The following is a 12,704-nucleotide window of genomic DNA, read 5'->3' on the forward strand; positions in this document are numbered from 1 at the left end:
CGCACGACACATCTACCAAATACAAAAAGTCCTCTGTTCATTTGAGCAGAGGACTTTTCTTATGCTTCATTTGCTACTACCATTTGCTCATGCTAATATGGTCGGCAATGGTATTTTTATGAAACACGGAGTGATAATGTCCAGAGCAGTCTCCATTTTAGTGCTACTTATTATTGTAGCATTCCCAACCGGTTCTGCAGCGCGCATGGAAATAAAATTTGCAACTCAGGATTTTTTTCCATTCTCATACGAAGAAAATGGAGAAATCAAAGGTCCGGGGGCAGAAATCGTGCGCGAGGTATGCAAAAAGATTGATGTAAAATGTAGTATTGGACTTTATCCGTGGCGCAGATCACTGGCGATGTGCAATAAAGGACAGATTCAGGCCCTTTTCATGGTAGGAAAAAACAAAGAACGAGTTCAGGATTTTTACTTCAGCCCTCCCTTAATAGCAACCGAATACGGTTTCTTTGAATGTCTGGATAAGCCAATAAAGTATGAAGGAATTACAAGCCTTCATAACATGACGATCGGGACGTACGGCCCATCGAATACCTCCTATAGTTTGGAAAAACTCGTAATAGGCCCTGACAACAACATAAATATAGATATAACCCCGGACGATCTGACACAATTCAAAAAACTGGCTAGATGCAGAGTTGATGCAGTATATTCAAACAAAGACGTTGGTTTGGCGATAATGAAAAGGTTAAAAATAAAAAATATCGCCTATGCAGGAACGGAAAAAAGACTAAATTACTACATAGCATTTTCCAAAAAGAGTACACCGTCTGTGCTTGTAAGGAAATTTAACCTTTGTCTTTCGCTAATGAAACAATCAGGTCGTTTACAACAAATTCTGCAAAAATACGGTTTACAAGCAGCCGACTAACCTCCCAGCACAAACCGTTCAATCTCATCTATGCGCTTCAAATAATCCTGTGTGTAAAGCGGCCCGTTGGCAGTAAATAAAGCAGCCTTATTGCGGTGTGCCTGACACCAATGCGCTAAAACAGGATTAGGCCAGATACGTGAATACGTTTTAATCATGTGCAGGGTACTGTGACAGACCGGGGTGAACTCAGCTGTCCGGGCCAAAAGGTCCGTATAATCTTTGCCCAGATCGAGAAAAAAAGATCCGATAGCCCGTGCGCACTGATAGTTTGCCCCGGAAGAAAGCATCTTGATAAGTTTGTCTTCGGGAAATTTTTCAGGTTGCCATGGGCGTAACCATTCATCGGGAACAATTTCTTCCTCAGAATAATCTATTTGTCCTTCTTTCAAAAACTGCTCAATTTTTCCGGCAAGCACAAGCCACATGGAACCGATATGTTCAACATCGCGGCTGGCATGCAGTCCGGTGATTGTGTTGTTCTCCTCGGTGAGTTTAAACTTTAAAAACGGGCAATGAGCTTCAATCTTCTTTTCAGACTTATTCCAGATTCCACCAAAAATTCGATCCATTTCAATTACGTTTAGATTATCAATTTCACTTTCCCAGCTTTTAAGAATCGGCTTGGCTGTACGCCAGAGATCAGACCAGCCATCAAGATATGAATATGGGTCCGGACCGAATGCCGGATAATGGGAAAGCCGGGAGACTACAATGATGGGTACTTGCAGAAAACGTTCCCGCAGATTACCAAGCATTTCCCGGTACCGTTTCAGATAACTGCCCGGTTTTGCCTGCACCATGCCGAAATTTCCCTTCATCCACGCTTCAAATTCAGGATGTTCCTGCCATGCTTCGGGATTGACAAAAAATATGTATTTGGATTCCCCATGCACGAAAAGCGGACTGTTTTCATGAAAAAGATTCATCACAATAAGCTGCGGATCAGGATCATCAGGCCCGATCATCTGGAACTGGTGGACCAGCTTGCGATCATGGTAATATTTATCCAGACCGAACTTTACATCCATGGCAGCCAATTCTTCGGGAATAATTCCCGGAGAACTGTTATAAGTAAACGGGGAAGCCAGAACACGATAAGTGCACGGGTGTCCCGATTTTTCTACCGCCCTGCCGAGGAAATCCATTTGACAGTTTCCCAAAAAGTAAAGCATTCTGATTCCTTGATGGTTGTTGTTTAACTGTCCGGATTTCACTCTATTGCCGACTTACAGTCAAGCCCCTGAAGAATGAAAGAAATTAAAGTCGAAACATTCGTACTCGGTCCCCTTGAGACCAACTCCTACCTGCTCACAGCCGGGTCTGATGCAGTGGTCATCGATTGCGGAATGGACCCGGACCCTATGCTGCAAGCCATCCGCGAACGGGCTCTGAATGTTCACTCCATCTACCTGACTCATATGCACCTTGATCACGTAGGCGGTGTGGGACCGTTGCAACAAGTTACCGGAGCCACGGTTTACGGTAATCTGGACGATCTCTACCTCAACGAGATTCCGGTCAAAGAAGGTGGTTCACGTGAGTTCAAAGAACTGCTTGATTTCGAAATTACAGACATAAAACAAGGGCGCAAAACAATCCTCGATAATCCGGTGATGATCATCGGAACTCCGGGACATACTCCCGGCAGCCTATCCTATTTTTTCCCGGCCCAGAACTTCATTTTTGTGGGGGACCTGCTGTTCATGATTTCAGTTGGCCGCACTGATCTTCCCGGTGGCAACAGCGACGCACTGCTCAACTCCATTAGAAACCGCATCTTCATCCTTCCCGGACAGACCCAGATATTCTCCGGGCACGGACCCATGACCACTGTCAAACACGAACTGCGAAACAATCCTTTTTTTATTGAAAAATAAAAAAAGGAGTACCCAATTTTGAGCACTCCTTTATCAAATTCATATTGAAAACAAAAATCTAATACTTCAAACCCAGCTGTTTTTTCAGGTAGGTGAAATCAATATGCTTTTCCACCAGATCAACGCCATGTTTGATCTTGGCTGATTCACGCAGCTTGTGACGGGAAAGAATGTCTTCCATCTTCTTGGCAACGCTGAAAGTATCATCGCGAACTACAATGATAGGAGTCTCCAATACTTCCGAACGGGTCAGGATAATATCATTGGGGTAAAGGTTACCGGTCAGCACCAGACACGGGCACTCCCCTTCAAGGGCCACCAGCTGCACGTCTGAACGGTCACCACCAACGATGACCGCTGAATTACGATGCCTGCGGAAGTGGGTCATGAAATTTTCCACCTGCATAGTACCGATAAGAAAACTTTCCACTGGCTGGTCAGTGCGGTTGTGGGCGGTAATAATCTTTCCGCCAAGACGGTCAGCCAAATCCCCAACTTTAATAGTACCCATAAGCGGGTCTTTGGGAATAACGCCAAGCACTTTAACACCCTTGCGTTCAAGAAAAGGTTTAATCAGGGTGGTAATCTCATCCATGAAGGTCGGCGGGATGTCGTTGAGCACAACACCAGCCAGATTATCCCCCAGTGCTTCCTTGAGCACGACCAGATAATCGTAGTTAAGTTCCTTCTGGAAACGGTCAATAACCACACACTTGACGCCCAGTGTCTTGACCAGATGGATTCCATCCACCCCGCAATATTTGCCGGAATACATGGAACCGGACCCGGCAACCAGCGTAAGATCCTTACCCGCACTGATCTTGGCATAGCCGTCGACAATGGGCTGGACATGGTCCTCAACTTTACCGTTAAAGGCCTGCACCTTGAAATCGTGGGTAACAACTACCGGGGTAACAACATTGGGAGGATTGGACACGCCGAGCACATCCTGAATAAAGAAAGCATCCTCATCACCCAGCCTGCCGTCAACTTCCGCAGGAATAGCACCCACGGGCTTCATATACCCAAGGCTGATACCCTGCTTCTGAAAATGCAAACCCAAGCCCATGACAATCATGTTCTTGCCGGAATAACCGCTAGTAGAACCAATATATAAACCGGACATAAAGTCCTCCTTGTAATCAAAAAATCTTAGCTTACTGTCATGCGCATGTTAGCGACCACAGCTCCGTCCGGTCCTGCGATAACCGGGTTGAATTCAGCTTCCTGAATTTCCGGCAGATCCGAAGCCATCTGCGACACCATGAGCAGCACATCTTCCAGCGCACCGAGATTTACAGCTGCACCGGAACGTACCCCTCTTAAAATAGGATACGCCTTGATCTCACGGACCATTTCCTGAGCATCGTTAAGTGCCAGCGGAGCCAAGCGCGATGATACATCACCAAGCAGGTCCACGTGAAGCCCCGCAAGGGAAAAATTTATAAGCGGCCCGAACTGCGGATCGCGCTTAAAACTGACCACAATCTCGTGAGAATCCTTCGGTCCCATAGCCTGCACCAGACACCCGGTAATGTAGGCATCCTTGCACCTTCTGGCCGCACGGGTCGTGATTTGCATAAAGGCCTTACGCAGGGCCTGCGGGGTCTGGATATCAGTGACAACCAAACCGAGTTCCTGCTTACGGGATATCTGCGGCGAAGCGACCTTAAGAGCCACGGGATAGCCGATCCTCTTGGCGGCTTTTGCGGCCTGATTGGATGTCCGGGCCAAAACGGTTTCCGGCACTGGGAGCTCGTAAGCGGAAGCCAGCTGCTGAGCATCAAGCTCCACCAGTTCGGTCAGCCCGGTCTTACGGCAATTTTCCACAATGGACTTGGCCTTGGAATAATCGCGCCTGAAACAGACATCAATGGGCCAGTCCTTTTTCTGCCAGCGGTAACAGCGGGTCATGGCATCAAGGGAACGGACCGCGGCTTCTGGAAATTCATAACAGGGAATTCCGGCAGCGCGGAGCATCCTGCGTGCTTTTCTGGTCGAATGATCACCCATAAAACAGGTGATGATCGGCTTGTCGCAATCCTTTTCCAGTTCAATTATATCTGCGGCAACTTTTTCCACATCGTCAAGGATGTTTGCTGCCGGGGTCAAAATCACCAGAATGGAATGAAAAACTTCATCTTCAGCAACAGCGCGAAGCACGCGGTGGTAAGTATCCGCCTTGGCATCACCAAGCATGTCGATGGGATTGTACAGGGATGCGTATGGAGGAAGCACTTCCTTCATCTTTTCAAGAGTGGCGGAAGATGGACGGGAAATATTCAATGTGCCCTTTTCAGCCATATCGGTGGCAAGAATACCCGGCCCGCCGGAATTTGTGACGATAGCCACATTGGAACCATTCGGCAACGGCTGGCAGGAAAAGGCATGGGCAAGGTTAAACATATCCTCAATGTCCACAGCCTGCATAACCCCGGTCTGGTTGAACGCAGCATTGTAAGCGGTGGTGGCCCCGGTCAAATGTCCGGCATGAGCGGATGCGGCCCTTGCGCCGGATGGTGTTTCCCCGGCCCGCAGCAGGATCAACGGTTTTTTAAAAGTGGTATCGTATGCTGTGCGCAGAAAATCCTGCCCGTCCTTAAGAGTCTCGCAATAACCGACAATAACTTTGGTATCGTCATCATTAGCGAGATAGCTGAACATGGTTGCCTCGCCAAGAACGGCCTTGTTGCCGAGGCTGATAAATTTGGAAAAGCCGACCCCTTCACTATTGGCCCAGTCAAGAGCTGTACTGCACATGGCCCCGGATTGTGAAAGGAATGCAATATTTCCCTTAAGTGTAAAATCAGGATCAAGGCTGGCATTCATGGACAAGGTTGAATTCATGAGTCCCATACAATTAGGACCTAGAATAATCATGTCATGGTTCTTGGCAGTTCTTGCCAATTGCTGTTCCAGACGGTAACCTTCGCGTCCTGTTTCCCCGTAACCGCCGTTGGTGACAACAACAGCCCGGACCAGAATTTCCGAAAGATCATCCAGAACTGGAATGGCTTCGGCTGGAGGAAGGCAAATCAAGGCCAGATCGATCCCGCGGGGAAGCTCGGAGACAGAAGAAAAAGCATCAAGACCGTGAACTTGGTCCCCTTCCCCATTGACGGGGAATATTTTTCCCTTATATCCAGAGGCAAGAAGATTGGCAGCAATGATGCCAGCCTTATCCTTAGGATCGGCGGTAACACCGATTACGGCAATCGCTTTTGGCTCAAACAAGGCCTTTAAACATGAGTATGAATACATTCGTTAATATAAATTCAAGCAGGTTTGTATGGTAGAAAATTTTTCACGCCTCCAGCAAGGTATCCACTATCGATTTTCTCAAGTCAAGCATTTAGCCACAGCACTGACCCACAGTTCATGGGCAAATGAGCAGTCTGAGCCTGTTGAAGATAACGAACGGCTGGAATTTTTAGGTGATGCGGTGCTTGAACTTTGTGTAACCGAAGAACTGTTTAAGCGGTTCAAGGACGCCCACGAAGGCCAGCTGACCAAGATCAGATCCAAGCTGGTCAAAGAGAAAAGCCTTGCAGCTATTGCTCATGAGCTTGAAATCAACGCTTTCCTGAAGCTGGGTAAAGGCGAAGAAGCACAAGGCGGCCGGACCCGGTCCTCCCTCATGGCAGATGCCATGGAAGCTGTTATCGGGGCGGTGTTTCTGGATGGCGGCTATGCTGAAGCCCAGAAATTCATCATGAGAATATTTGAAGATAAGTGGCCTGAAACTTTCAAAATTGAAAGTTCCAAAGACTTTAAAAGCAAATTGCAGGAAGTAACTCAGGCCAGATTCAAAGAACGCCCGACATACGTGCTGACCGGAACCAAAGGCCCCGAGCATGAAAAAATATTTATGGTAAACCTGAATCTCCCGGACGGGAAATCATTTGATTCGGAAGGTTCGAGTCTAAAAAAAGCCGAGCAGACCGCTGCGGCAAAAGCTCTGGAATATCTTACTGAAAATGAGGCTGACGCTTCAAATTAAAAATTCAGACGGCTGAACAACTGCCAGATGTGAGGCACAAAAAAAGGCTGGAACAATGCGTATACAGACATACGCCGGTTTCAGCTTTTTTACGCCCAAAAATAGTTCAAGGACCGGGAGGCGGTGATCAATCGCCTCCACAGTCCTTAATCTTCACCGATTATCTCAAGCGGCTTTAGCCGCCAATGAGCTGCATAGCCATCTTCGGCAGTGAGTTAGCCTGCGAGAGCATTGCTACCGCGGACTGAGTGAGAATCTGGTTACGTACGAATTCGGTCATTTCAGTTGCTACGTCCACATCGGAGATGCGGGATTCAGCAGCCTGAACGTTTTCTGCCTGAATGGAAAGGTTGGTGATGGTATTTTCCAACCTGTTCTGCATGGCACCAAGGTTCGCACGAATCTTATCTTTAGAAATAATTGCCTGCTGGAGCTTATCCAGAGCTTCCTGAGCCAACGCCTGAGTGGAGATGGAAGTCTGCACGCCAAGAGCGGAAGCGGTGGATTCACCGATTGCGATGTAGTAGTAGTCTTCCGCGCAGTCGTTACCTGTTCCGAAGTGGACCTTCAGCGGGCCGGTGGAATGAAGACCGGAACCGTCATGAGATCCGGTACCACCGGAAAGGTTACCGTTAAGCAGGTGGATACCGTTAAAGTCGGTAGCATTGGCGATACGGGTAATTTCCGAAGCCATAGCCTGAAATTCAGAGTCGATGATCAGGCGCTGATCAGAGTTGTAGGTACCGGTGGATGCCTGAGTTGCGAGCTCTTTCATACGAATGAGCTTTTCATCGATTACTTGCAGTGCTCCGTCTGCGGTCTGAATCATGGAGATAGCGTCGTTGGCGTTTCTCATACCCTGGTTAAGGGATTTAACGTCAGCGCGCATAAGTTCACGAATTGCGAGACCGGCAGCATCATCAGCTGCGGTGCCGACTCTCAAACCTGAGGAGAGACGACGGGTAGAAGTACCAAGGTTGCCGTACGATTCTTGAAGATTTCGCGAGGCACGCATTGCCATAAGGTTGTGGTTAATGACTAAGGACATATCTGAACCTCCTTGTAGTTCACAAAATTCCGTTTTTGTTAACCAACCTTAAGCAGAGCGCGTGCCAAAGATATTTTAATCAGATATTTCAACATATTAGACATATAAATAAAGTCTAGACTTCTTTATATTCAGCTCAAGAGTCAATTTTTTCCCGCCCTTGCAGGGTATTTTCCGTCATTTTTCAGAGCAAAGGGAAAAGCTGTCCCGCATCACACATAAGACATCGTTATTTATATCTTTTTAGCGTCAAAACTTATGATCTATAGGAAATTTATTCCACAACACCACCGGCACTGTGAATCAAGAAACATTAAGTAAATCATGAAAATATAACTTGAGAAAACATTTCTTAGGACAAAGATAGAAAGGCAAAAAAAAATGGAAACCCCGCATCCGAAACGGCATTTTCGGCTGCGGGGTTCCCGGGTACCTGTGCAGTCGGGGGAGTCAATCCCGTCTGCGGAGGTTGTAGAAGGAGTTTTCCTATATATTCAGCATCAATTCAGGATACATCATTCACTTTAGCGCTTGAGCTGGATAAGCTCGCCCATCATGGTATCTGTGGTCGTAATAACCTTGGAGTTGGCCTGAAAACCGCGCTGGGTGGTAATCATGTTCACAAACTCGACTGCAAGGTCCACGTTGGACATTTCAAGGGAGTTGGCCGCGATAGACCCTTTGCCGCCGCTGTTAGGCAGGCCGGTCAAAGCATCCCCGGATTCCCTAGTCTGGGTAAAGAGGTTACCGCCTTCACGCCGCAGTCCCCAGTCATTATTGAACGAAGCGAGAGTCAGTACGTAAAGTTCCTGAATCTGTCCGTTGGAATAACGTCCGGTCAAAACTCCGTCCCTGCTTACAGAAGTACTCTGTAAGAAACCTGCGGTGTAACCGTCCTGAGACTGGAACAGGGTAGTGGAGCCGGAGCTGTAACTGGTTGTGGACAGGGCACTTTTTTCCGCATCACCGAAGTTGGGAATACCGCTTATGTCGGTAATATTGGTGCCGAGCAAGCTTGCATTTGAAGCTGCGGCAGATCCCCACCCTTTGGTAGTTCCAGTACCTGAAAGATCCTGGTTGGTTAAACCGAAGTTCATCTCAATTGTTACCGGATCATTACTGGCATCGGTAAAACTTGCGTTGGACCTTGAGAGAAAGTTTGCTGTCAAAACGGGCAACCCATCTTGTGAGAACTCTGCCAGAGTCCACTCGTCAGCATTTCTGAGATCTGTTGCGGCAGTACCGCCGTTACTCTTAAGACTATAGGCTGATACACCGGTCAGGTCACCGGCTGCGTTGAAAGTCATTGTTCCGGTCATAAGCAGACCAGCTGCGGAAGTTCCGGCGAAATTAACACCGTCATCGGAAATGCGCCCGTCTTCTTCGGGATCGCAGGTCACAATAAATTCCCAGACCTTCTTACCACCGGCGTTACTGAGGGTAACCTGATCAAAATAAGTGGTAACATTATGAGCAGAACCGTTGGCATCATAGACCTTGAGAGTAGACTGGTAACCGTACAGAGAATCACCAAGCGGCGGCTCAGCAGCTCCATCCCAGGCATTAAAGAGGGACAGATAGGGAGCGGTACTGTCAGTTGAGCGGCTTGCTTCCCCGGAATCAAGGTTGGTGATCATATTAATAGTAGTAGTAGCCTTCGGTGCGGACTGAAAATTTTCCAGTCTGATGTCAGTAGGTACACCGACAGTACGCACTGCGGTGTTGGTATTTACACTGGTTCCGGTGGCAACCTGTGAATTGCTTTCATCCTGAACTTTCCAGCCCTGAAGCACATAACCATGCGGGTCGGTGAGATAACCGTCTTTGTCAAAACGGAAGTTACCCGCTCTTGTGTAATAGGAAGTCTCTTCACTCTTGGGAGAGACTATGAAAAATCCGTCACCACCGATTGCGAGGTCGGTGGACTCAGAGGTTGTTTCAAAAGACCCCTGAGCATAGTCGGCATAAATTGCCCCAACCTGCACGCCTCGACCGACCTGTGCGATACCGGTGGCAGTGGACATGTCCTGGCTGATGGCGTCTTCAAAGTGCATTTTAGCACTCTTGAAGCCGACTGTGTTTACGTTTGCAATGTTGTTACCAAGCACGGACATCTTGTCGCCGTGTGCCTGCAAACCTGTGATTCCTGAGAATAATGATGCTGATAAACCCATTAGAACCTCCTAAAGTCCTGTTGACTCGCGAATGAATCCTTATCCTTTAAGCCGGGGCCATGCCGTTGGCCTGATTAGCTTGAAGATGAATCAGGTGATTCACTTGATGAATCGGAAACATCCGTCGGACTTACTACTTCCTTGATGTTGAGGAAGTTGATGTAACGACCGTCTTTAAGGTGCAGAAACTGCTGACCACCTTCGGAAACAACTCCCGAGACTTCGCCACTGACTTCCGTCTTAACCATTACCGGGCTGCCGTTTGCGTCTTCCGCCGCCATGGCGATAGTGTAAACACCGTCCGGAACATCTTTGCCTGCCCAGTTCTTTCCGTCCCATTCGAACTCGTAGGTCCCTTCAGCCTTCGAGCCGAGCTGAACTGTGCGCATAAGATTCTGGTTTTTGTCGTAAATATTGATGAACGCATTTGCCACCGGTTCTCCAAGACCGTAAAAGACCTTACTGACCTTGTCTCCTTCACGGCTGACAGTGTAACCTTCCGCTTTAACTTCCTTGCCGATGAAGCCGACTGCGGAGACCATCTGTTCCTGAGTGCCGTTATTGATCATAGTCTTGATGTTACTGTTCACCTGAGTGAGCTGTTCAAGGCTGGAGAACTGTGCCATCTGCGCCATGTACTCTTTATCTTCCATGGGATTCGCCGGGTCCTGATTCTGCATCTGGGTAAGAAGGAGCTTCAGAAAATCATCCTGCCCCAACTGACTTTTATGCGTTGGCTGGTTGCTTGCTGCCATATCGGCTTCTGCCCTGCCAAGTATGTTACTGAACCCTACGTATCCCATGACTACACCTCTTTATTTTTACTAAGCGGGGCTAAATTTATGTTAAGCCACTATGTAAAGCCCGCTCTGGGAAATTTGTGCCTTCTGATCTAGAGACTGCATTTCCTGGGCCAAAGAGGTTCCTTCCTGTCTTAAAGTCTGCCAACGCTTGCGCATTTCGGACATCATCTCCTGATATTGCGCAGAGTTATGGTCTTCTGCATTTTTCCATGAAGAGTCTGTCTGACCGTCTGAAATACCGGTCTGGACTTCAAGTTTTTCCACTTTGAGGCCCTGCTCTTCCAGAGCCTGCTTCACAACTTCGAGCTGCTCGGCAATAACTTTCGCTGTTTCGGGGTTTTCCGCCCTGATAGTGGCCTGAACGTCCTTGTTCTTGACCTGCAACATCACGTTAACAGTGCCCATATCATGAGGATTAAGCTGCAATGTCAGTTGCTTGCGTCCCTGACCGAGATTCTTGAAAATCCCTTCCTGAACCTGCTCAAGAACATTGGACCGGGCAGTATTTTCCCACACGGTACTGGTCTTGCCGACCTGTGCGGACTTGACCGCACTTTGCAAGGTTCCCATCCCGTTACCGAAAATATTACCATTGAGATTACCTTCGCCCTTCACAAAGGATTCATCGCTAAGCTTTCCGAAAAAATCGTTCCAAGTGTCCACGTCGTCAGAATCAGAAAGAAGCTGCTCCAGCCAATGGCGGTTGGAGTTCTTATCATCAGATTGTCCGGCATTCTGCTTGCCCGGACTGGAGTCCCCCTTCAGATTGGGATTGCTGTCCTTCTGTGCAGAATTCTCTCCATTCTGCCCATTTTGGACGTCCTGCTTAGCACTCTCGCTGACATCCTTGGACGCACCCATGGAATCGCTGATTACTTCAGCGGAGGCCATGCGCACCATGCTGGGAGACTGGTCGGAAGCTTTTTCCATAGCTGAATGCAATGAGCTGGCTACAGACTTGACCAGCTTAAGATCCTTGGCATCCTGATCAGCCTGCTGCTGAGCAAGTGCCGTCTTGAGGACTGAAAAACCTTTCTTGAAATCACCGGCAGTTGCTCCCTCTGAACTGAGCAGCTGGGAAATCTTCTTACCGGCACCACCGCCAAGTTTGAACAGATCGGTTAATGTCTTTGCCTCATCTTCTGAAAGCTGAAGCTTGGCGGAATCGGGCATGGATGCGAGCTTGGCCTGCATCTTTTCAACCACATCACTGAGCTTACCCTGACGGATGGAAGCCAGCAGCCCCTTGGATTCTGCCGGATTAAAACCGAGCTGGGAAAAAATAGAGTTCAGGTTCTGTTCCTGAACCGGGCTGAGCGTAATCCCCTTCATGCCCTTCATCATGCCGGAAAGCTCAGACACAAGCTGCCCGTAGGTAAGCCCGTTTTCACTCATCACCTTTTCTTCAAGATCGGCGATATCTTTTTTATCAAGTCCGTACTCTTCGAGCTCTTCCTTGATTTCATTCCAGTCCTCACGGCTGACCTGAAGATCCTGCGGCTGCTCTTCGACAGACTGCATAGCCACACTTTCCGCAGCTTCATCAATATACTCAGATGCGGTTTCAGATTCGGTATAAGATACCGCCTCCTCATAAACGGAGCTGGCATCATTCACGATATCCTGAACCGGCTGGTAAGCTGCCTGAGCTTCCGACTGGCTGGAATAAAGGAAATTATCGAACATTGATGAGCGAAAAGAATATTCAGACAAAGACGTTCTGTCCAAAAGACTGCTCAAGTCCTGCTGTTTTTGATCGAGATGTGGAAGTATTTTCATTTTCTGACTCCTCGATCTAAACGTATTCACGAGGCGTGCCAAAACTGAAACAAAAATATTACAGATACTTAGGCAGGATTAAATCATTTTTGAGATGGAAATTTCTTCCCTTTTAAGGAAAATAATTC

10 protein-coding genes are annotated in these 12,704 nt (G+C 48.0%); 3 read left to right on the top strand and 7 right to left on the bottom strand.

Going from position 1 to position 12,704, the window contains the following annotated elements:
• Window positions 1-136: 136 nt before the first annotated feature.
• Complete coding sequence (locus tag FMS18_RS08645; RefSeq protein WP_163293484.1) at window positions 137-892, top strand: ABC transporter substrate-binding protein; 756 nt, start codon at window positions 137-139, stop codon at window positions 890-892.
• Here the strand turns inward: FMS18_RS08645 and FMS18_RS08650 are convergent.
• A complete protein-coding gene (locus tag FMS18_RS08650) occupies window positions 889-2,040 on the bottom strand; it encodes an SGNH/GDSL hydrolase family protein (RefSeq protein WP_239060991.1) in 1,152 nt (383 codons plus the stop codon). The genes FMS18_RS08645 and FMS18_RS08650 overlap by 4 nt on opposite strands.
• A gap of 102 nt (window positions 2,041-2,142) precedes the next feature.
• On the opposite strand from FMS18_RS08650, the gene FMS18_RS08655 reads away from it, so the two are divergent.
• Window positions 2,143-2,772, top strand: coding sequence for an MBL fold metallo-hydrolase (locus FMS18_RS08655; RefSeq protein WP_163293488.1), 630 nt, complete (start codon window positions 2,143-2,145; stop codon window positions 2,770-2,772).
• Between the two features lie 58 nt (window positions 2,773-2,830).
• Here FMS18_RS08655 and FMS18_RS08660 read toward each other — a convergent pair whose 3' ends face one another.
• The gene (locus tag FMS18_RS08660) at window positions 2,831-3,898 is read right to left on the bottom strand and encodes a phosphotransacetylase family protein (protein WP_163293490.1); all 1,068 of its coding nucleotides are present in this window, start codon (window positions 3,896-3,898) and stop codon (window positions 2,831-2,833) included.
• Window positions 3,899-3,924: 26 nt separating this feature from the next.
• Window positions 3,925-6,006 (bottom strand): acetate--CoA ligase family protein, encoded by a 2,082-nt coding sequence (locus tag FMS18_RS08665; RefSeq protein WP_239060992.1) that lies wholly within the window; start codon window positions 6,004-6,006, stop codon window positions 3,925-3,927.
• A 55-nt stretch (window positions 6,007-6,061) separates the two neighbouring features.
• Between FMS18_RS08665 and rnc the strand changes: the two genes are divergently transcribed.
• Window positions 6,062-6,772 (top strand): ribonuclease III, encoded by a 711-nt coding sequence (rnc, locus tag FMS18_RS08670; RefSeq protein ID WP_163293494.1) that lies wholly within the window; start codon window positions 6,062-6,064, stop codon window positions 6,770-6,772.
• A 175-nt stretch (window positions 6,773-6,947) separates the two neighbouring features.
• On the opposite strand, the gene FMS18_RS08675 is transcribed toward rnc, so the two are convergent.
• From FMS18_RS08675 to FMS18_RS08690, 4 genes are all read right to left on the bottom strand, one after another.
• Window positions 6,948-7,820: a flagellin gene (locus FMS18_RS08675; RefSeq protein WP_163293496.1), complete on the bottom strand. Its 873-nt coding sequence runs from the start codon at window positions 7,818-7,820 to the stop codon at window positions 6,948-6,950.
• Between the two features lie 524 nt (window positions 7,821-8,344).
• A complete protein-coding gene (locus tag FMS18_RS08680; protein WP_163293498.1) occupies window positions 8,345-9,994 on the bottom strand; it encodes a flagellar hook protein FlgE in 1,650 nt (549 codons plus the stop codon).
• Between the two features lie 74 nt (window positions 9,995-10,068).
• Entirely contained in the window at window positions 10,069-10,797 is a 729-nt protein-coding gene (locus FMS18_RS08685; RefSeq protein ID WP_163293500.1) for a flagellar hook assembly protein FlgD, read from the bottom strand.
• A gap of 42 nt (window positions 10,798-10,839) precedes the next feature.
• Window positions 10,840-12,576, bottom strand: coding sequence for a flagellar hook-length control protein FliK (locus FMS18_RS08690; RefSeq protein ID WP_163293502.1), 1,737 nt, complete (start codon window positions 12,574-12,576; stop codon window positions 10,840-10,842).
• Window positions 12,577-12,704: the final 128 nt, after the last annotated feature.

Source organism: Desulfovibrio sp. JC022 (assembly GCF_010470665.1).
GTDB lineage: Bacteria > Desulfobacterota > Desulfovibrionia > Desulfovibrionales > Desulfovibrionaceae > Maridesulfovibrio.

Excerpts from the sequence above, each read along its gene's own strand:
- FMS18_RS08645 (WP_163293484.1), top strand. The coding sequence starts at position 137 with ATGTCCAGAGCAGTCTCCATTTTAGTGCTACTTATTATTGTAGCATTC.
- FMS18_RS08650 (WP_239060991.1), bottom strand. The coding sequence starts at position 2,040 with ATGGATTTCCTCGGCAGGGCGGTAGAAAAATCGGGACACCCGTGCACT.
- FMS18_RS08655 (WP_163293488.1), top strand. The coding sequence starts at position 2,143 with ATGAAAGAAATTAAAGTCGAAACATTCGTACTCGGTCCCCTTGAGACC.
- FMS18_RS08660 (WP_163293490.1), bottom strand. The coding sequence starts at position 3,898 with ATGTCCGGTTTATATATTGGTTCTACTAGCGGTTATTCCGGCAAGAAC.
- rnc (WP_163293494.1), top strand. The coding sequence starts at position 6,062 with ATGGTAGAAAATTTTTCACGCCTCCAGCAAGGTATCCACTATCGATTT.
- FMS18_RS08675 (WP_163293496.1), bottom strand. The coding sequence starts at position 7,820 with ATGTCCTTAGTCATTAACCACAACCTTATGGCAATGCGTGCCTCGCGA.
- FMS18_RS08680 (WP_163293498.1), bottom strand. The coding sequence starts at position 9,994 with ATGGGTTTATCAGCATCATTATTCTCAGGAATCACAGGTTTGCAGGCA.
- FMS18_RS08685 (WP_163293500.1), bottom strand. The coding sequence starts at position 10,797 with ATGGGATACGTAGGGTTCAGTAACATACTTGGCAGGGCAGAAGCCGAT.
- FMS18_RS08690 (WP_163293502.1), bottom strand. The coding sequence starts at position 12,576 with ATGAAAATACTTCCACATCTCGATCAAAAACAGCAGGACTTGAGCAGT.